Genomic DNA, 20,600 nt, shown 5'->3' with positions numbered 1-20,600 from the left:
CTTTGAGTGAGTGCCAAATTCTCAAATTGTTTTTATGCCGCCAGCTCATTAAGTGAGAAATGCTTAAACTGGGCTAAAAATTAAAGCCCGCATAAGCGAGCTTTCAATACAGTGATTAATTTTCATATCACTAAACTGTGATAAATATCTCACAATTAGGGCTGATTTTCAAGCTGAAAATGGTTAACGAATACTGTAAAAAATAACGAACTGATTGAATAAATAAGCATTCGATTTGACCCAATTAAACTAATGCTTAAGTGAGCCAAATCATTTATTCAAAACTTAATTAATGCTACCAATCACAGTTTCTGCATGGCAGGTTGCGCCCTTTTCTGCGCCAATCTGAATAACGCCACTGCGGTGTGCCAGTACCTGCACTTCCATTTTCATGGCTTCCATAATGGCAACCACTTGACCTTCGGTGACTTGCTCGCCATTTTCGACTTTCCAAGCGCTAATCACACCATTAATTGGAGCAAGTAAATGCTCGGCACGTACTTCTGGCTCGGCAGTCTGCGCTTGAACTGCGGTTGCTGGGCCTTGTGCAAACATGCCCGCAGGTAAACCTAAACGGTGTAACTTGCCATCAATTTCAATGTAGCTGAGTAGCATTGGTTTTTGATGGTTTGGAATGCCACGTTTAGTTGGCTTTAATTCTTGTTTAAAGTCATTTTCAATCCAGCGCGTATGTACATTAAACTCATTTGTAAAGTCAGGTTCATTAAGTACCGCGCGGTGAAAATCTAAAACCGAAGCTACGCCTTCAATTTTAAATTGTTTTAAAGCACGTTTAGCTCGGGCAATTGCAATTTCACGGGTTGGACCAGTCACAATCAGTTTTGCCATGAGTGAGTCAAAATGGCTAGACACTAATGACCCAGTTCGAACACCTGTGTCGACTCGTACACCGTGACCAAAAGGCGCTTCAAATAAACTCAACACACCAAAGGCTGGAATAAAGCCACGTGCTGGGTCTTCGGCATTAATACGAAACTCAATGGCATGGCCTTGTGCTTTTGGTGTTTCTTTAATAGAAAGCGCTTCACCTTGTGCAACACGAATCTGTTCCACCACCAAATCGACTTTTGAGGTTTCTTCAGTCACTGGGTGCTCAACTTGCAAGCGTGTGTTTACTTCTAAGAATGAAAGCTTGCCATCACGACTGAGTAAATATTCAACTGTACCTGCACCCACATAGTTTGCAGCCTGACAAATATTTTTTGCCGAGCTTAAAATTTGCTGATAAATCTCATCGCTAATGAATGGTGCTGGTGCTTCTTCGACTAACTTTTGGTTACGGCGTTGCAATGAACAATCACGTGTGCCAAGTACCACAATATTGCCATGTTGGTCTGCTATCACTTGCGCTTCTACATGGCGCGGTTTATCGAGATATTGCTCGACAAAACATTCACCACGGCCAAAGGCAGCTTTTGCTTCACGTACTGCTGATTCATAAAGCTCTTTCACTTCTTCGAGTTTCCACGCGACTTTTAAACCACGACCACCGCCACCAAACGCCGCTTTAATGGCAATTGGTAAACCATATTGTTTGGCAAACTCTAAAGCTTCATCTGCATTATTGAGTGGATCTTGCGTACCCTGAACCAAAGGCGCACCGACTGAAGCAGCAATTTTACGTGCTTCGATTTTATCGCCTAGTTTTTCAATGGCACTTGGTGATGGCCCGACCCATTTTAAACCTGCATCAATCACGGCTTGGGCAAACTCAGCACGTTCAGATAAAAAGCCATAACCCGGATGCACCATAGTCGCTTTCGATTTTTTTGCAATTTCGATAATTGCTGGAATATTTAGGTAAGTCTCGCTAGCAGTTGCACCAGCCAAGCCCCATGCTTCATCAGCAAGTTCGACATGCATGCTACCAATATCGTCATCTGCATATAAAGCGACTGACGAAATTCCCATATCACGGCAAGCATGAATAATACGAACGGCAATTTCACCACGGTTAGCAATCAATAATTTTTCTGTACTCATCATTCATTCTCAAAATCTGTAAATTCGGCAATTTTTTTAAATTTGATGCGGCAACCTGCCGGAATCTGTGCAACCAAATCCCAATGGTGTTTAGCAACAGAGGCGATGACCGGATATCCGCCCGTTAAAGGATGATCATTCATAAACAAAACGGGTTGGCCACTCGGTGGAATCTGCAAAGCGCCAATGCAAGTGCCTTCACTTTCCAGTTCATGGGTAATTTTGCGAGTTAAAGGCTGTGCACCTGAAAGTCTTAGCCCGACTCGGTTGCTTTCATTGGTTACCAACCATTCTTGCTGACAGAGCAGTTCAATACTGTCTTGTTCAAACCAGTCTGTACGTGGCCCCATCACAATATCTAGCTCAACTACTTCGCCAGCTTTTGGCAAGTCACTTTTGCCCACTTCATTTACGCTAATATTGGTTGCCTTGACCTGTCCTTGGTAAATGGTATCTCCAAGCTTTAAAGGCTCTGGCCCTAACACTGCCAAGCTGTCAAACGAAGCACTATTGAGTACTGGTTCAACGTCTATACCACCACGAACTGCTAGATAGTTTCTTAAGCCTGCGGTCGGTGGCTGAATTTGAAATTCATCGCCTTCATCTAAATCAATCGGTTGATAGCTTGCAAAGTCTGCGGTTTGTCCGTCGGCAAATTTCACACGAATGTTTGAAATGGCACCTGCCACCGCAATAACGCCTGCATGCTGCATTTTGGCTTTTAAACCACCATTTAAAACTTCAATGACTGGTGTATCGGTTGGATTACCGACAATACGGTTAGCACTGTGCATGGCAGACAAGTCCATTGCACCCGCCACGCCAACCCCAATATTGGTCTGGTTTAATCGCCCTTCGTCTTGAATGAGCATCTGTAAAATTGGTGCAGTAATCTTAAACAGTGGCACCGATTGTTTCGGCTCAACCTTAGGCGTAATTTGCTGTGGTACAGTCACAATAGTTGGATTATGCGTCACATCTTCAAAATGTACGGTCATACCCGGTAACAGTAACGCAGGGTTTTTACGCTCTAAATCCCACATTTTTTCTGATGTGGTTCCAATCAGCTGCCAACCACCCGGACTGTCTTTTGGGTAAATACCAGAGTATTTTCCAGCCAAGCCCAAAGAACCTGACGGTATTTTTTTACGCGGAACCGTTAAGCGCGGAATATCGGTAAAAGGCTTATCGGGACTGCTCATATAAGCAAAGCCCGGTGCAAAACCAATAAAAGCCACATTCCACACGCTTTGGTGATGTTTTCTAATCACATCGGCAACAGTTAAACCTTGCAACTCGGCAACCTGAGCAAGGTCTTCGCCATCATAACGAATCGGCACAATCACTTCTTGGCTACTACGCTCAAATCCAGAATCAATTTTGAGACTCTGAATTAAAGCAACCAGCGTTTTAAAGTTGGTTTCGATCTCATTAAAGAAAACCAAAATTGTTTTTGCAGCGGGGACTAAGTCTTTAATTCCATTCAATTGCGTATTTTGCAATTTATTGTATAACGCCAAAGTTTCTTCTAGGCTCGCAAGCTCAATCAGAAAACAATCGGCGTTTACCGATAAAAAACGCATTTGTTTATCCTTTTAATTCTTCTTTAGTCCAATTAGCCAATCCAAGCACGGTCAGGAATGTCGGTAATAAACATGTAACCTGGCGCATGACTAATCGCAAAAGGAATTTTCGAGTTCATGACGGCAGCTTGCGGCGTTACTCCACACGCCCAAAACACTGGAATTTCACCCGCTTCAATACGAGAAGCATCGCCAAAGTCTGGCTTATTTACATCCAAAATTCCTAAGCTTTCAGGGTGCCCAATATGTACAGGTGCACCATGCACGCTCGGCATACGTGCTGTAATTTGTACCGCTTCACTAATTTGATGCGATGGAATTGGTCGCATGGAAACCACCATATTTCCTGAAATACGGCCTGCTGGTTCACACTGAATATTGCTCAAATACATCGGTACATTGGTGTCGTCATGAATATGACGAACTTCAATGCCCGCTTCTTGCAAAGCTGTTTCAAACGAAAAACTGCAACCAATTAAGAATGTCACCAAATCAGGATGAGCGTTATAAATCTCTCTGGCATCGGTCACTTCATCGACCATTTGGCCATCTTTCCAAATGCGATAACGTGGGAAGTCAGTGCGGATGTCTGAGTCTGCTGCAAGCTTAGTTGCATAGATGCCTTCTTCGAGCACATCAAGCACTGGGCAGCTTTGCGGATTACGGTGTGCATAGAGTAGAAAGTCATATGCCCACTCTTTTGGCACCGAAATCATGTTGACCTGCGTCATACCTGCGGCCATCCCTGCTGTCGGTTTATCAAAACCTGCACGGATTTTTAAACGTGCATCTAACGCAGCTTCAAGTTGAGCTGGGTCGACTTTAATATCCTTATACATGGTGCTCATCCTTATGCTTTATTTACAAACGGGCGGATTTCAATATTGTTTTTTAAAAGCTCGGCTTTAATGGCAGCCGACATCTCTAGCGCACCGTCGGTATCGCCATGTAGGCAAATGGTGTCGGCTTGAATTGGGGTAAATACGCCGTCAATTGACTCAACTCCACCATTTTTAAGCATTGAAACCACACGGCTCGCAACAAATGCCGAATCGTGTAAAACCGCACCTTCTAGACGGCGAGACACCAATGAGCCATCGCTGTTATAAGCACGGTCTGCAAAAGCTTCAGACACAACTTTTAAACCAGCCGCACGTGCCTGCTCGACTAAGTTCGATCCAGCTAAAGCCACTAAGACCAGTTCAGGGTTATACATTTTAATGGCATCAATTACTGCTGCTGCCTGAGCTTGGTCATGTGCAATGGTGTTATAGAGCGCGCCATGTGGTTTAACGTATTGCACTTTTGAGCCAGCTACTTTAGCCAAGCCATCGAGTGCAGAAATTTGGTAAAGCACATCGGCAATCAGTTCGTCACGTGACAAATCCATATTACGGCGGCCAAAGCCTACAAGGTCTGGATAAGACACGTGAGCGCCAATGGTCACGCCAAGCTCAGCGGCTTTACGAACCGTTTTTAAAATGCCGAGCGGGTCGCCCGCATGAAAGCCACAAGCAATATTGGCACTGGTCACGACAGGTAAAATCTGGTCATCATTACCCATTTTCCATGAGCCAAAGCTTTCACCCAAATCACTATTTAAATCTACAAACATGGCATTATTCCTTTATCACTTCACGCAGTCTGGCTTAAAGCTTGGTCAAATAGTTAAACACTGTCGTAAACGACATATAGCCCATCCACCACGTTAACAGACATGTTAACCCACCCAAAATAAGCAACCATTTTGGATAGTTATAATTACCCATCAAATCTTTACGGCACGCAGCAACATACACAAAAATTGTAAGGCCAATTGGCAACACCAAACCGTTAAAACCACCTACGAAAATGAGTAGACCTGCCGGAGTTGCACCCAATAACACATAGAGTAATAAAGCCAATGCGATAAAGGTAATGGTCGTATAGTTGGTTTGTTTTGGTGTTAAGTTCTTTTTAAATGCAGTAAAGAATGACACCGAAGTATATGCTGCACCAATGGTGCTACTAATCCCTGCTGCCCAGAAAATTAAGCCGAATAATTTAAAACCAAATGTACCCGCTGCATATTGGAATGCTTGAGCTGCCGGATTGGCGTCATGGCTAGCTAAATCAATCGTTGCACCGCTCACCACCACACCTAAAAAAGCCAAGAACAACACATAGCGCATGATGCCGACCACAACAATGCCCTTGGTCGCAGCTTTAGCAACTTCATCAATATTTTCAGGGCCAACAGCACCTTTATCGAGTAAACGGTGTGCACCTGCATAGCAGATATAGCCACCAACCGTACCGCCAACAATGGTGGTAATAATGGCAAAGTCGATCTGATCTGGAGCAAAGGTTTGATGTACAGCTTGCCCAACTGGAGGCATTACAATGACAGCAACGATAATAATCAGGAGGATTTTAAGTAATCCCAACACGATCATGCTTTTATCCATGGCAAGCGTTGCTTTTCTTGAGGCAAAAATCAAAATGGCTAAAGCACCACTTAAAATACCGCCCCACTTTGTGTCTAGGCCAAAAAGTGCATTTAAACCTAAAGCTGCACCGGCAATGTTACCGACACTAAAGAAAAACCCGCCCAAAATCACTAAAAATGCTAGTAAATAACCGCTACCCGGCAATGCTTTATTGGCAATGTCTGATGCACGCATTTGAGTGAGTGTGACCACTCGCCAAATATTTTGTTGAACCACATAATCAATCAGAATGGATACTAAAATGGCAAAGCCAAATGCCGCGCCTAACTTGACTGTAAATACAGCAGTTTGGGTTAAAAATCCTGGCCCCATTGCAGAGGTCGCCATCATAAAGATCGAGGCCACAATGGCCCATTGGCGATCTGATAAAAAAGAAGATTTCAGTAAAGACATATTAATGCGTTCCTCATCCATTTGAGCTTAACAACGCTATTTTCAAGTTGAACCAAGAACACCATTTTTTGTCCCAAACGATATTCTTTAATCCTTTAAAATGACAAAGATTCCCTGTTCCCCAATCAACACAATCGGTGATCAAATCTTGTGTCTAAAATAAAAACATAGCTAATCCCTACGGACAATAAGACTTTTTACATTAAGTTGAAAATTTAAATAATTGATTTTAAATAGTTTAGTATTTATTAAAAAATCGAGATAAGCTTTACTTATTGAAGTTAATAAGCTGCTTTTATGGTTTTACATATAAAACAGCTTTTTTAAATAATAAAAAATGGGATAAAAGACACTCAAAAACAGCTCATTTTTTAATTTGCTCATTGAGTCTTTTCATAGCACATTCAGAGACCTTAACTGCAACTTCGGTCAATTTCTCTTTTAGCGCAACATCGTTTCCTTGAATGTAAATCGAGGTGAAATGAAACGTCTTTAACTGAATAGGCGTATTTAATATTTCTAGTCGCCCATCAGTAATTTCTTTTAACGCCGTTAAGGTCGGCACCACAGCAATGCCTAAGCCCTGCTCGGCTAAACGCAACAGCGTTGCCAATGAATAACTGGTAATTGAAAGTGGTTCATCAATCCCTTGCTCTTTCATTCGTGCTTTCAATTCTTTATAGGGATAGGTAATTTTTGGATAAGTTAAAATAGTATGCGACATTAAAGTTTTAAAAGACATTTGAGCAACACCACCTTTAAATGAAGGTGAAGCCAAGAAACTTAGTTCGAAGTCACACAAGGCTTGTTCAATACACTCAAAAGCTAAAGTTGGCCCAAGTAAAAAAGCCATGTCTAAGTCGCCTGTCCGAACGCCTTCTTGTAAGTTAGGCGTAAGGTCTACCACAATTTCTACTGAAATTTTTGGGAACTCTTGCTGAACCTTTTCGATATATTCAACTAACCACGTATAGACAATAGTTTCGGAAACACCCAAACGAATGGTGCCAGTCAGGTGCTGATTTTCAGTCAGTTCAGCCACCAGATCGGTCTCTAGGCGCATAAATTTTTCGGCGTACTTAAATAAAGTTAAGCCTTTGTGTGTTGGTTTAAGCTGCCGATAACTTCGATCTAAAACTTTAAAACCTAATTCATTTTCAAGAGATGTGATTTTTTGAGAAACCGCAGGCTGGGTGGTTTGTAATTTAGTCGCGGCCTTATTGAAGCTCTTTAAAGTCACAACCCAATAAAATGCTTCAAGATTCTTTAAATTCACGTTTCATCCTGTCTTAAAAAACTCCTTTACTTTTATAGTATGGGAGTTGTTAGTGTGATTAGGCTAGCAATAAATAAATTTTTAAATAAAATTAGCTATCTAAATTTTTAAATGCTTTAGAAAGCTGACTAATTGTTTTGATCTGTTTTGAATAACGGCGGCATGAGCGGCACGCCAATAAATGCAGTTGTAAACCACTTTGCTCACGTAATAACAACGGTCTATCTTGCTTTTCAGACAACAGTTGAGTGGCTTGTCGACATGTCAGCATGAACAATCCTCCTTCAATAACCATTTATTTTCTAAACATTCACGTAGTCGGGTACGACTCCGATACATCAACACATTAAAGTTTGAGATAGACAATTCCAACTTGCTACAGATTTCGTTGGAGCTCAGCTCTATCACCTCTCTCATCATAAAAACTTGAGCATATTTGGCAGGTAAATGATTTAAACAAGCTTCAAAAATTATCCAGAAATCTGCCTGTTCCATCATTTCTTCAGGGCTTTGCCATGCTTGAGGCGCTTCATATTTGTGCCAATGTCCAGAAGCATCAAACAGTGCATCAATACTCAGTTCACTTTCCTCATCTTTAAATAATTCTGTCATTGCGACCAAACGCGATTTTTGCCGAATCACATCAATAATTTTATTTTTTAAAATGGCAAATACCCATGTTTTGAACGCAGCCCGCCCTTTAAATGAATCTAAATGCTGGAAAGCACTCGTTAATGCTTCTTGCACCACATCTTCAGCTTGAGGAAGAGAAGAAAGCTGTAAAAAAGCAAACTTTATCATTTGCTGTCTTAAGTCTTGTAAAAAGGCTGGATTATGCAACTGATCTTCTATTTCTTCATGATCTGATGCCACGGCTGAAGTCATCCCTCTACCTCTTTAAAATTATGCGAAGCTTGAATTAATCGCATTCGAGTTAACAGTGCTTTTAGCTCTTGAATTTGCAGATAAATATCATGTTCAGATAAATCAGTGAGTACCGATTGAATGAGTATGTGAATATCTTGGTCAGTTAACTTTACATTTTGAGTCAACTGTTCAATCACCATAGCAAACAAAGGCGAAAGCTGTTCAATACATACTTTGTCTTGTTCATCTCGCCAAACCATAATTGCTCCAGGCATAGGCTCGACCTGTTCTGGAGTCATTAAAGTTGTCCACGTATAAACGGGATATTGATAAACCAATACCCATACCTTCGTGGTTAACTGCCAATTACAGTTTTCCTGCAAGACTACTTTTTCAATTTCAACAGTGTCTAAATACAACTCAAGCCATTCAAACTGCAACAACTCAGCCAACCAAGGATATTCTTGCAATATCGGGTGCTGCTGATCTGTCAAATATTCTCTAAATTCCAGAGAAATATCATTATACAAAGGTGAGCGACACTGGGCTTTTTGAAAAAATTCCGAGAGTAATTGTTGCCACTTTAACTCTGGCAACATCGCACGAGCCACGGGATAAACTAAATCAATAAATGAACAGACATTATTAAAAAGTAAGTCTCGATAAATATGCATTCGTTCGGCAGGAAGAGCTTGAGGTAATTCCAAATCAGGATCTCTGATCCAGTCACAAAACTGTTGTTGCATGGTTTGAAAGGATATTTGATTTTCCTTCATAGCCACTCTCCTGTTGTTGAATTATTTTAATTTTGGCTACCTCCTCTTCTAGCTCTTGCCATAAGGGAATATTAAAGTCGCGTTCAAGTAAAGTTGCTTTCACACCACACACTTGATAGGTATATCTCAATAGTTCCCATACGCGATCACAAACTTCTGCGCCATGCGTATCAATTAATAAATTTTTCTGAACTTGTTCATGTCCAGCAATATGTAAATAACGGATTCTTTCTTTTGGCATGTCCCGAATAAATGCAAATGCATCACTGCCATGATTAATACTGTTGACATAGACATTATTTACATCCAGAAGCAAATCACAGTCTGCATATTGAAGGACTTCACGGATAAATTCCGCTTCACTCATTTGGGCATTCGGCATTAAATAAGTAGAAACATTCTCTATGACTAATCGTCTTCCTAAAATATCTTGAACACGTAAAATACGTTCAGCGACATATTTAACAGCCGCTTCGCTCATAGGAATGGGCAACAAATCATATAGATAGCCCCCATCATTTGTGTAACTTAAATGTTCAGAATAAATAGAGACATCATATTGTTCTAAAAAGCTTTTTATTTTTCCGATAAATTCAAGATTGAGTGGATGAGGACCGCCAATAGACAATGACAGGCCGTGACAAATTAATGGGGCTTTTTCAACACACTGTGCGAGTAATTTCGCATGTCGACCACCAAAACCTAGCCAGTTTTCAGGAGCAACTTCGATAAAATCGGGACATATTTTTGCATCTAAAAACGAATCTATAAAATCACGCCTTAAACCCAGCCCTACGCCTGACAAATCCATCATGGTGATTTCTCCTTTTGGAAACGATGCCGGCACTTACCAGAAGGCCGACATCATCCATGATCAGATCGTTTACTTAGCGCCGCACTTACCGTCAGCGACTTTTTTATCTGCACCGCACTTGCCGTCCGCTGCTTTTTTGGTTGCTCCACATTTACCATCAGCTGCTTTTTTATCTGCACCACATTTTGCTTCGGCAGACTTTTCGTGGTTTTTCATTTTGTTAGCACCGCATTTTGCTTCACCGCATTTTCCATCTGCTGCTTTGGTTGCATGTGCTTCGGTTGTTGTATGGGTTGCTGCTACCGCCACTTGTGTAGCGCCAGCAACTGAAAGTGCTAATAATGCCGCCACTGAAGTCATTGAGTTGAGTTTGTTCATGTTAGTATTCCTTTAAAGATAAATTCTCGGTTTGTACATTTGTACGTATAGTTAGACGGACCAAATCCTTTTTTATTACACCGTAAATAAAATTTTTTTTATGTAAGAAATACAGTTTTTATCCGACTAATTAATATTCAATCGCATCGGATGTGAAATTATCATGAAGAATTTTATTTATGGCTTATCTCAATATTATCAAAAACTGGGTAAAACTCTACAACATGCGGACGGCATCGCAGCTCTGGCTCTTCGATTATATTTAGTTCCTATATTTTGGATGGCTGGCACAAATAAATTAATGCACTTTAATGACATTGTAGAATGGTTTGGCAACTCAGATGGAGGTTTAGGACTTCCCTTTCCGTATTTAATGGCATTACTTGCAACAACGGCTGAATTAGCAGGTGCAATACTATTAACATTTGGCCTTTTTACTCGCTTAATTAGTATTCCACTCATGATTACCATGTTGGTTGCCATATTTACGGTCCATCTACCGAATGGATGGCAAGCGATTGCTGATCCGAATGCGCCCTTTGCAAACATGCAGGTCTTGGCCTCGGCTGAAAAGTTAGAAAAGGCTCGCGAAATATTACAAACCTACGGCAATTATGACTGGCTCACTTCAAGTGGCTCGTTTGTAATTTTAAATAATGGAATTGAGTTTGCCACTACGTATTTAGTCATGCTACTCGCACTGCTTGTGCTTGGAGGCGGCCGTTATTTCAGTTTAGATTATTGGATTAAAAAGAAACTGCTCTAATTAATCATTACGCCAACAATCCTACATGTAGCAACATAGAGCATCTTTTTTCTTATTGTGTGCCATGTCTGGTTCATGACACACAATTGATAGTGAGCCAATTTGGTCAAACCAGAAGCTGGTATGAAGTTATCTAACTCTCAAAAAAATAATATCGAGGTCCTTTTTGGGTACAAACTTAGTCTTGGTCATTTGAAATTGAGTTGGACTAATTTTTTTAACTGGCCCATCCCAACAAAATGAAACTAGTTCGTCTTTATCACGCTCAATGGTGAGCTTAAAGTTTTCAATCGGCTTTGCCCAATTTGCACCCGTCGTCAAAATATAGCCCAAAGCACTAAACGGCGAATTTTCTGCACTGGCTTTTTTTAAGCCCTGCTTAAACTGTTTATCCATACAAAATTGCTGGTTATATTCATCTGGATAGAGAGCTACAGAGCCACCGACCAAAGGTTTATATTCATGATGAATTTTAGTCAAACTATTGGCTTTGAAAGTCTGCTTCCAACTATAAATCACTTGAGATGACCACGGGATCACGTCATCTTTTTTAAATTTAGCTAAAATTTTCTGTATTTGCGGCTTATTACATTGTTTTAGCTTGTCTACATAATATTCATAATCATAGTTAGTGCGAGTCCATGGGTTTAGCATCTCTTGTTCATTAAAACCGCATTGCTTAAACTCATCCGTTGCATCAATCAGTGGCGATTTTTCATCTTTTTGAATAAACGTTCTGACATGCATCTCAGGTTTTATATTTTTACCATCCACCACAATTTTAAAACTTTTTAAAAGCTGTTCGGTGTGAGCAAAATCAGATTCAAAAAAATTATCAATGCGTGGTAACGGAAATAAAATCGTTTCCGTTACGTCTTTATTGCTTAAGTTTTTATAGAGGTAGTCGACCTTAATAATCTTTTTACTAATAAATAGATCTTCGCTTTGCATGGCAATTTGCGAATTTTTGAGATATTGAATACCACCCGTACCCACGTAACCCGTAGAATCATTGGCTAGACCATAGGTAGATAGCGAAGCTAAAACAGCAAAGGTTATTGCAAGCTTTTTCATTTTAAAGTGCTCTATGTCATTTTCTAATTATGAAATGTCCATCTGCAATAAAGCATAACTGTTTAAGCGTAGACGTTGTTAATTTTTTAGTGGTGACTCATCTATCTCTTTAAAATTTATAAAAAGTTAATTAAAGCTTAGTTTTTGTTTCATCATCTTTTTAGGCACACTAATTTTTCCAATAAAGTTGGTTAACCATAAAATGCATTCATCTCGATGTTCAAAATGAGGAATCAAACTAAGGTCAATTTTTATATCCCGATCTGCTATAGGCAAACTCAAGCAATATTCAAAGTCGATCGAGTTATATTTTAATCTCAAATTTTTTTCTGCGGCCTGTTTTTTTATTTCAGCCATAATTCGGTTGAGGTTAACGATTAAATCATTTGAAATTTGATTGTTCTCATAGACACGTTCATAGACGTTTTCAGCAACGTCTATATATTTTATAAGCTCTGCGTTTTCATTCATCTCATTCATACTCTCTTTTTTTTAAAATTATGAACAGCTAAATGTTTAATTGCGTTACTTGGCACGTGGGTTATGTGAAAAACGTATATTTTCATTTACCAAAGGATTAATTTAAGATTTTGATATTTATAAAAAACATTTTATATTTTCACATTTACATACATTTAAGATTTTCTGAATATTAAACTTTGGTTATCAAAATAACTAAGTCTTCATTAATTTTTAGATAAAAAAAACCGCCCCAGAAGGCGGTCGCTGAGTTAAAACCAGCAGGTATATAGAAGTAAGGTGGACGTTTACTTCTATATTCTTTTATGAAGGAGTTTTATTGGTTTTAATAAAATCCTCAGATTTAAAATAATTAATAATCATGTCTGCATGCTCTTCTTTTGGAGGAGTGACAGTCATAGGAAATGCCTCTTTCGACATCTTAAAACCTGGGGGTAAAAAGTGCGAAATTGGCGGTAGTTTCGGTTTTCCACCTTCTGTGATTCGCTCGATAAAACCAGCTAACCAGAGAAGATATTCACCTTCATTTGCGAACTTCGGCATAACACTCAGATCAATTTGAACTTTGCATTCACTTAACGGTTTCGTTAGGTTTTCTTCAAAGTCGATATAGTTGAACTTGAGCTTAAACTCTGTTCCTTTGATGGCTTTTCGAATCTGACTAATTAAACAGTTAAGGTTCTGAGTAATGTCATCAGTGAATAAGCTATCTTTTTTAATATTTTTATAAACCTTTTCGGCTACAGCTAGATACTTTGGCATTAACCTCTCTCCGTACTATTGTTATAAAGTTCTGATCTATGAATGTTTTCTGTCTTTGATTATGCTTAAAGTAATGTAATTAAAGGTAGCCTTATTAGAGTGGTTTGTAAGTAGTTGGCGCTTTATGTAAATTGCACTATAAAAACTCTTAAAAAAATTATGGTTTTGATAACTCATCCGCAAAAATGCATGGTTGAATAGAGATAATTAGAAACATTTATTTTCATATTATTTTTACCATTTGGTAAAATTAATATATTTTCATTTGCTTATCTCGTCTTACCAGCCCTAAAACAGCTCGACGCACTCGTATTTCTTCTTCAGAAAAAGGTAAATGTTCGATGAGCTCGTAAATTGAGAGAGAATTATTTTCAATCAAGAAACAGTCTTGCTCTGTTGTCCAATTAGTCGTAGCCGATTCAGTTTGTTTTAAATAGCGTTTCATATTTCCTAGCAGACTTAATTACACATATTAAAAGCCTGCCTTTAGGCAAACTTAGCTTAAATTTTGGGGTGAGCATTATTATAGCAGTCTGTAGACAATATGTTCTGTTGATCTTGTAGCTTATCTTTATAGCCACTAATAAATAATTTTTAGTGCGAAGCATTTTATTTTGTAAATTCAGCTAAGTGTACATTCGGAATTAATGGATATAGATACGGATGAAATGGATATTTTTCATCACCGATAAAAATAAGAATAAAGCTTGAATACACACGGATGTCTAAAACTTATGGAGTACAGCAATTCTTATTTGTTTCACAAGATTCTTAAAATCAATTACAGGGATATATTATGAATAAAATAGATGTGAACACCATCGTAGATCGAGAAAAATTAGCTCCCCTCCAATGGCTAGTCTTTATTTTAGGTTTTTTAGTATTTTTCTGTGATGGCCTAGATACTGGAATCATAGGCTTTATAGCACCACCTTTATTAGATGAATGGCAAATTTCAAAGGCCGAGTTAGCTCCTGTATTTGGAGCTGCTTTGGTAGGTATGAGTATTGGAGCTTTAATATCAGGTATTTCCGCAGATAAGTTTGGCCGAAAGAAAATAATGATTATCAGTATGTTAGTCTTATCTGTATTTACAATAATTTCTGCCTATTCAACAAATACAAAAGAATTGATTATCTATCGATTTATCACTGGACTTGGGTTAGGTGCTACGATGCCTAATGTAAGCACAATCGTTTCAGAATATATGCCCAAAAAGTATAGAGCATTTCTTACAGGTTTAGCGGGTTGTGGATTTCTAATGGGAGTCTCTTCTGGCGGATTTCTTTCAGCCTATTTATTAAAAATTTTTAGTTGGTCTCAATTATTAATTATTATTGGTTTGATACCAGCCCTACTCACCCTTGTATTAATCTTTAAACTCCCTGAATCTACACAATTCCTGATTCTTAATAATCAAAAGAAAAAAGCACTTTCTATTTTAGAAAAAATACATGGCAAAAAAATTGAAAAAGAACTTATGTTATCAACAGCTGGACAAGAAATTATTGAACAAAATAATCCACTCAAGGATATTTTTAGCAAATATTTATTCGGTTCATTAATGTTGTGGCTATGTTCGTTTATGAGCTTATTAGTGTTTTATCTTTTCACTAGCTGGATGCCTACCATTTTAAAAACTGTTGGTTTTGATCTACAACAATTAAGTCTCATGTCTACGTTATTCCCATTCGGTGGGGTCATCGGAGCCATAATCATGTGTAGATTTATGGATCGTTTAAATCCAACCAAAGTGATTACATTTTCATATTTCTCTGCGTTTTTGTTATTTATTCTTCTCAGCTTTACCCATAACAATATCGCCCTATTTTCAATTCTGATTTTTATGATTGGAGGGTTATTAGCGGGAGCTCAAACTGCGTTATTTCCTTTATCTACTCTATTCTATCCTCCAAGCTGTAGAGGATCTGGAGTTTCATGGATGCATGGAATCAGCCGTATTGGCGCAATTTTAGGCTCATTATTAGGTTCTCTAATTTTCACTTTGAAGCTAGATCTGAGCTCAATTTTCTTAAGTTTAGCAATACCCACTTTTATTGCTTTTCTTTGTTTAGCACTTAAATGGTATCGGGAACTAAATATAGCTAAGCAAAAATTTAAAGTCGTTCGTACTGATTGATCACTATTCCCCTCTATTAAATCATTGTTATCGAGGTTTACATGACAGATCTATTTTTTTCTAATCTTCAAGAAAGAGAAGTTCAATACAACGCAAGAAATTCAGTGCCAGACTTTGATTCTTGTATGAAAGAATATGCACGTCTTGCACAGAAATCAAAAAACACGGTTACAGGCTTATATAATTTACATTACGGCTTAGCTAAGAGAGAAACTTTAGATATCTTTCCAGCAATGAAGCAACTTTCTCCGATTTTTATTTATATTCACGGAGGATATTGGCGTGCACAAAGTAAAGATGATGCCTGCTCGATGGCAGAAAATTTTGTTGCACATGGAATTGCCGTATCTACAATTGAATATAGTCTTTGCCCTCATGCATCTCTTTTTGAAATCGTGAGAGAAGTAAGAACATCGATTGCTTGGATCTATCAGAATGCTAAGACTTATGGCATAGATCCCGAGCAAATATATGTAGGAGGTAGTTCTGCTGGAGGACATTTGGCAACAATGCTTTGGAGTGACCGTTGGCAAGAAGAATTTAACTTGCCAAAAAATGTTATTAAAGGTGTTCTTGGCTTAAGTGGTCTTTACAATTTATTACCCTTATGCGATACCAGCATTAATGAATGGCTTAAACTCAGTCCAGATCAAGCAACTGAACTAAGCCCTTATAAAAACTTACCTCTACCAGAAAATTCAGCACCTCTCATACTCAGTGTAGGAGATTTAGAAACACAAGGTTTTCATAATCAAACCGATTTTTTCTATTCTATTTGCAAAGAAAAAGGTTTAGACGTTTCATTAATAAAAGATGAAGGACATAATCATTTTGATATTGTGAATACCCTTGCTGACAAAGATAGTGTGCTATTTAAAAATATGTTGGAACTTATTCATAAATAATGTCTGAGCCATTAAATAGTCAATTGATATAGAGTTATACATGATAAAAAAGCCCACTCACGGTGGGCTTCTTAATGGTTATTTTGCGGCATTTACCCCAACAATAAATTGACTACAATTAGAACCTTCAGATGCATTGCCTAATTGCTTTTCAGAGAATTTAAATTTAGAGGCAACTGACTCGTAATCTTTTTTAAGGCTTTGGCCTGTTAGCTCACCAAGCTCTTTCACCTGTTCCGGTTTCAAGATGTCATGTTCAACCGCTTGATTTATCATGACACATGCTGTGGTCATTGCGTCATAACGTGCAGCAGTTTTAGAGTAACCTAGAGCACCGATTACACCACCAATAATTAAGCCAATAATCACCGCTAAAGTTACGTGCATTTTATTCATTTTTTAAATACCTAAAAAATCTAACTAAACTAAAAAGGAACACTTCAAAAGATTGTGCTCAAGCCCAATTAGGATAGTCGCCTTTATAGGTTATAAAAAGTTAGATTCTGTCACATTTATTGATAGTTCAAGATGCGTATAAACCATCAAGGTAAAAACAGTTTTGTTAAAAATACAAACCCGACAGAGAAAAAAGCATTATCGTGATGAGACATTTGGTTGCCATAACTTGCGTTTAATTGAACCAATTCTTTATAGACCATGTACCGAAAACCTGTTTGGTAAAAAGCATCATTTCGATCATTGCCATATACTTCGGCAGTGAATGTTAATGGATGGGTAAGTTGTGTTTCGGTTCCAATTCCCCATGTGGTTTGATTTTTATGTGTGGTATTTTCACGTAACCAACCAAGGTTGGCATGTATTAAAAACTTATCATCCAAAGTAGAAAGACTTAAAGGAACATTAACCGTCCAATCTTTCTTTGAAGAATCCTTAGTATTGATTTGAGTGCCAAAAGAAAAGCCGATTCCCCAATCATTAGTTTCTAAAGGTTTTAATAAGGTCTTGCCTTGTAGAGTTGCATAACTGACATGCTCAGTATCATCATTTACTCTCCCCATCCCTACAGCAAATTCAAAATTACCACCAAAATTACAGGCTGGTGTTGCCCAATATTCTTTGCTGTCAGAGTTATGCTGCGCCCATGTTTCTAGCTGGCAGGTTTTTGGAGAAACCAGAGCAGCATCGTCAACAACCATAGGTCGTCCACTATGGCTCGCGCTAGATAATGCGAATAAACAGAAACCAGAAATAAGTGAGCGTTTCTTTAAAATAAATAACACTGGCATCACTCCCATAAGTCATGGAGCACATGCAAGTACTGCAACCCGTCATGAATAAATCATGGGTTAATAATAGAAATGAAAAGATGGAAATAAAAAACCTCTTCTTGCATCCACAAAAAGAGGTCTGTCAGGACTTCAGTGGATACTTAGACTATTACCGATCGACTACTGTCACTCGAGCAAGTACTCACATTGAAGCTCCTAAAAATTAGTTGGGCGGATTCTAAAATTACCGTTGTTAAATATCAAGTTAAAATTTCGTGTCAGTCTAAGCGAAAGAAAATCAGCTTATTTTAAAAACTCTTTCACAGTTTCTTGCATACTTGTCGTTGCACGGCCAATGAGCTGATGCAGATCTTTGCTATCACTATATAAACCGTCTTTAGACACGCCTTCATCCGAATCTGCCAATATATGAGCAAACCCTTCTGGTACACCAACCTGCACTAAGAATGCTTTATATTCTTCTTCGGGTAAATCTTGATAAGTTACATCTTTTTGAGTGATTTCACTTGTCCATTTTGCTACATCATCAAGCGTGTAACTTGTATCACCTGCCAGCTCATAAATCTTATTTTCATGCCCGTCTTGCGTTAATACCACAGCAGCCGCTGTTGCATAGTCTAGACGTGAAGCAGAAGAAATTTTACCGTGATGAGTTGCCCCAAAAATTTTGCCATGCTCAACTGCTTGTTTAAGACCCATTGCATAATTTTCGTTGTACCAGTTATTGCGTAATAACGTGTAAGGAATATTCGATGCTTTTAAATATTGTTCAGTTTCAACATGTTCTTGTGCAAGTAAAAGCGGTGTTACATCTGCTTTTAATAAACTTGTGTAAGCAATAAATTTTACATGCGCGAGTTTTGCTGCATTAATAATATTTTGGTGTTGTACTGTGCGTTGACCAATTTCATTTGATGAAATTAATAAAAGCTTATCAATACCTTGCAGTTGCTCTGAAAGTTTTTCTACATCATTAACATAATCAAAAGGACGAACTTCTACCCCTTTTGAACTTAAATCTAAAGCTTTTTCTGGATTACGGACTAATGCCACAATATTTTTTGCTTCGGTCCGTTCAAGTAATTGAGAAATAACGAATTGACCAAGTTGACCTGTTGCACCAGTAACTGCAATACGCATGGTGATCTCCATCTGATGTAATTGAAATATTTCAATCATCGTAGTATCTTCACTTACTAAAAGTAAGTACTTACCTAAAAGTAAGTTCAGCATTAAATGTAAACTTTTGTAATGCAGGTAATGAGCAATGAAAGGTCTGGTTTTTGCAGCAAATTGTCCATCTAGAAAAATTTTATTAACACTAACAAGCCGTTGGAGTGTTTTAATTTTAGTTGCATTACGTGATCAGCGTTTGCGCTTTAATGAATTAAAAAAATTAATTGATGGCATTAGTGAAAAAATGCTGGCACAAACCTTAAAGTTACTCGAGCAGGATGGTTTTATCTTTCGTCAGGACTATGCCGAAGTGCCTCCTCGAGTAGATTATCAACTAACCGACTTTGGCCGAGAAGCTTCTGATAGGCTTTTTGACTTAACGGATTGGCTTGAAAATAATATATCTCAGTTATTAGAACAGCAGCCTCGTTCAGACTTAGTTTTATAAGCAAATCTTTGCATATTTAAACTTGCGTCACGATTGATATATCTTCATCTAACTTTGATCAACAAACTTAGAGTACGGACTCCTTTACCCAAACCCCAGCAAAAAACACTCAAGCACTCTATCCCGCTCAATTGCCACCTCCGAGCTTAGAAGCTGGATAATTGCGCCCTCAATCATATATAAAAATAGCTTGGCATCCTGAAAGGTAGCATCTGTTTTGAGTTTTATAAGCTGGCTATAGATTTCATTAAGTAGCAATGTTCTATATCTCACTGCGGTTATATAGGCTTTTGAATAGGTCAGCTTTGTTTCAAACATGGCTTTAAATAATAGGTAATACATTCCCTCTACATCGGTATGTAAGTAATAAAGTTTCTTAAGTTTTTCCTTCACGCTTACGTCTTGGTCGTACCCAACAATTGAAACTACTTTTTCTTTTAAACGTTCTTTTTGCACAATTAGACAGATTTCAATAAACCGCTCTTTAGAATGAAAGAAGTTATAAAAAGTTGCTTTGGTCACTTCACACTCTTTCACGATTCTATCTACCCCAACCGTATGAAAGCCGTGATGGTGAAATAAATCAATCGATGTATTAATGACTTGAATAGCACGTGTTGAGAGAACTAAATTTGGCATAGTCTTACCGTTATAAAATTATTGTTGTTTCTAAATGAGATACTTTTTTGGGAGAAAAAAGGCACAGCAAAGCCCGTAAGACTGTGCTTGGCACATCACAAGTTTTATTGTTGATTAAGTTTTAAGACGAAATAATTTAAAGTCTGAAAACCTTACGGCGATCAAACTGCTTTAAATGTTTATGTTGTGTCGTTATAGCTTTTGGCAAAGACTGCCAAGAAATAATGGATGTGCAAAGCCAGCTCCTTTTTAATTGGAGTCCTGCCAGAGCATTAAAAGATTATGGTGGCAGAACGGAAGAGGGTTCGCGGACTGGTTTCGACTCCAGCACACCCGAGGGTGTCCCTCTCCCGTCCTGAACTGCACCCCATAAGTTAGAC

23 protein-coding genes are annotated in these 20,600 nt (G+C 38.4%); 4 read left to right on the top strand and 19 right to left on the bottom strand.

All coding sequences use genetic code 11. The features are described from left to right. Positions 1-285 precede the first annotated feature (285 nt). From B806_RS0111985 to B806_RS0111935, 11 genes are all read right to left on the bottom strand, one after another. Positions 286-2,004 (bottom strand): biotin carboxylase N-terminal domain-containing protein, encoded by a 1,719-nt coding sequence (locus B806_RS0111985; RefSeq protein WP_031944688.1) that lies wholly within the window; start codon positions 2,002-2,004, stop codon positions 286-288. After that, positions 2,004-3,587, bottom strand: coding sequence for an urea amidolyase family protein (locus B806_RS0111980; protein WP_017403064.1), 1,584 nt, complete (start codon positions 3,585-3,587; stop codon positions 2,004-2,006). Before B806_RS0111980 ends, B806_RS0111985 begins: the two co-directional genes overlap by 1 nt. A 32-nt stretch (positions 3,588-3,619) precedes the next feature. Next, positions 3,620-4,435 (bottom strand): putative hydro-lyase, encoded by an 816-nt coding sequence (locus B806_RS0111975; RefSeq protein WP_079381143.1) that lies wholly within the window; start codon positions 4,433-4,435, stop codon positions 3,620-3,622. Positions 4,436-4,437: 2 nt separating this feature from the next. Further along, positions 4,438-5,202: a 5-oxoprolinase subunit PxpA gene (locus B806_RS0111970; RefSeq protein ID WP_017403062.1), complete on the bottom strand. Its 765-nt coding sequence runs from the start codon at positions 5,200-5,202 to the stop codon at positions 4,438-4,440. Positions 5,203-5,236: 34 nt separating this feature from the next. Then, positions 5,237-6,490, bottom strand: a complete 1,254-nt coding sequence (locus tag B806_RS0111965; protein WP_014206320.1) for an NRAMP family divalent metal transporter — start codon at positions 6,488-6,490, stop codon at positions 5,237-5,239. Between the two features lie 343 nt (positions 6,491-6,833). After that, positions 6,834-7,745 (bottom strand): LysR family transcriptional regulator MumR, encoded by a 912-nt coding sequence (gene mumR / locus B806_RS0111960; RefSeq protein ID WP_014206319.1) that lies wholly within the window; start codon positions 7,743-7,745, stop codon positions 6,834-6,836. A gap of 91 nt (positions 7,746-7,836) precedes the next feature. Beyond that, the gene (locus tag B806_RS0111955) at positions 7,837-8,016 is read right to left on the bottom strand and encodes a zf-HC2 domain-containing protein (protein ID WP_017403061.1); all 180 of its coding nucleotides are present in this window, start codon (positions 8,014-8,016) and stop codon (positions 7,837-7,839) included. Further along, on the bottom strand, positions 8,010-8,630 hold the full coding sequence (locus B806_RS0111950) for an RNA polymerase factor sigma-70 (RefSeq protein ID WP_005070082.1): 621 nt from the start codon (positions 8,628-8,630) through the stop codon (positions 8,010-8,012). The genes B806_RS0111955 and B806_RS0111950 overlap by 7 nt, the downstream gene beginning before the upstream one ends. Beyond that, the gene (locus B806_RS0111945) at positions 8,627-9,388 is read right to left on the bottom strand and encodes a putative DNA-binding domain-containing protein (RefSeq protein ID WP_029768995.1); all 762 of its coding nucleotides are present in this window, start codon (positions 9,386-9,388) and stop codon (positions 8,627-8,629) included. Before B806_RS0111945 ends, B806_RS0111950 begins: the two co-directional genes overlap by 4 nt. After that, positions 9,339-10,202: a DUF692 domain-containing protein gene (locus B806_RS0111940; protein WP_017403059.1), complete on the bottom strand. Its 864-nt coding sequence runs from the start codon at positions 10,200-10,202 to the stop codon at positions 9,339-9,341. Before B806_RS0111940 ends, B806_RS0111945 begins: the two co-directional genes overlap by 50 nt. A 69-nt stretch (positions 10,203-10,271) precedes the next feature. Further along, complete coding sequence (locus B806_RS0111935; RefSeq protein WP_002122109.1) at positions 10,272-10,580, bottom strand: hypothetical protein; 309 nt, start codon at positions 10,578-10,580, stop codon at positions 10,272-10,274. Positions 10,581-10,743: 163 nt separating this feature from the next. On the opposite strand from B806_RS0111935, the gene B806_RS0111930 reads away from it, so the two are divergent. Next, entirely contained in the window at positions 10,744-11,346 is a 603-nt protein-coding gene (locus B806_RS0111930; RefSeq protein WP_017403058.1) for a DoxX family protein, read from the top strand. Between the two features lie 129 nt (positions 11,347-11,475). Here the strand turns inward: B806_RS0111930 and B806_RS0111925 are convergent, their stop codons facing one another. From B806_RS0111925 to B806_RS0111910, 4 genes are all read right to left on the bottom strand, one after another. Beyond that, positions 11,476-12,420, bottom strand: coding sequence for a DUF4424 family protein (locus B806_RS0111925; RefSeq protein ID WP_017403057.1), 945 nt, complete (start codon positions 12,418-12,420; stop codon positions 11,476-11,478). Between the two features lie 126 nt (positions 12,421-12,546). Further along, positions 12,547-12,891 carry a hypothetical protein gene (locus B806_RS0111920; protein ID WP_005076764.1) on the bottom strand — a complete coding sequence of 115 codons (345 nt, stop codon included), beginning with the start codon at positions 12,889-12,891 and terminating at the stop codon, positions 12,547-12,549. Positions 12,892-13,203: 312 nt separating this feature from the next. Continuing rightward, entirely contained in the window at positions 13,204-13,662 is a 459-nt protein-coding gene (locus tag B806_RS0111915) for a hypothetical protein (RefSeq protein ID WP_017403056.1), read from the bottom strand. A 250-nt stretch (positions 13,663-13,912) separates the two neighbouring features. Continuing rightward, positions 13,913-14,107, bottom strand: a complete 195-nt coding sequence (locus B806_RS0111910; RefSeq protein ID WP_017403055.1) for a hypothetical protein — start codon at positions 14,105-14,107, stop codon at positions 13,913-13,915. A 351-nt stretch (positions 14,108-14,458) separates the two neighbouring features. On the opposite strand from B806_RS0111910, the gene B806_RS0111905 reads away from it, so the two are divergent. Then, positions 14,459-15,802 (top strand): MFS transporter, encoded by a 1,344-nt coding sequence (locus B806_RS0111905; RefSeq protein WP_017403054.1) that lies wholly within the window; start codon positions 14,459-14,461, stop codon positions 15,800-15,802. A gap of 41 nt (positions 15,803-15,843) precedes the next feature. Next, complete coding sequence (locus B806_RS0111900; protein WP_025466693.1) at positions 15,844-16,707, top strand: alpha/beta hydrolase; 864 nt, start codon at positions 15,844-15,846, stop codon at positions 16,705-16,707. Positions 16,708-16,785: 78 nt separating this feature from the next. Here B806_RS0111900 and B806_RS0111895 read toward each other — a convergent pair whose 3' ends face one another. From B806_RS0111895 to B806_RS0111880, 3 genes are all read right to left on the bottom strand, one after another. Further along, complete coding sequence (locus tag B806_RS0111895; protein ID WP_017403052.1) at positions 16,786-17,103, bottom strand: hypothetical protein; 318 nt, start codon at positions 17,101-17,103, stop codon at positions 16,786-16,788. Between the two features lie 146 nt (positions 17,104-17,249). After that, complete coding sequence (locus tag B806_RS0111890) at positions 17,250-17,954, bottom strand: hypothetical protein (protein WP_017403051.1); 705 nt, start codon at positions 17,952-17,954, stop codon at positions 17,250-17,252. A 285-nt stretch (positions 17,955-18,239) separates the two neighbouring features. Continuing rightward, entirely contained in the window at positions 18,240-19,097 is an 858-nt protein-coding gene (locus B806_RS0111880; RefSeq protein WP_025466692.1) for an SDR family oxidoreductase, read from the bottom strand. A gap of 127 nt (positions 19,098-19,224) precedes the next feature. Here B806_RS0111880 and B806_RS0111875 point away from each other — a divergent pair, with 127 nt between their 5' ends. Continuing rightward, positions 19,225-19,581 (top strand): helix-turn-helix domain-containing protein, encoded by a 357-nt coding sequence (locus tag B806_RS0111875; protein ID WP_005070106.1) that lies wholly within the window; start codon positions 19,225-19,227, stop codon positions 19,579-19,581. Positions 19,582-19,665: 84 nt separating this feature from the next. Here the strand turns inward: B806_RS0111875 and B806_RS0111870 are convergent, their stop codons facing one another. Next, positions 19,666-20,220: a TetR/AcrR family transcriptional regulator gene (locus B806_RS0111870; protein ID WP_017403048.1), complete on the bottom strand. Its 555-nt coding sequence runs from the start codon at positions 20,218-20,220 to the stop codon at positions 19,666-19,668. Positions 20,221-20,600: the final 380 nt, after the last annotated feature.

Source organism: Acinetobacter sp. TG2027 (assembly GCF_000302435.1).
In the GTDB taxonomy this organism is placed as follows: domain Bacteria; phylum Pseudomonadota; class Gammaproteobacteria; order Pseudomonadales; family Moraxellaceae; genus Acinetobacter; species Acinetobacter pittii.
This window is presented reverse-complemented; position numbering and strand designations above follow the sequence as displayed.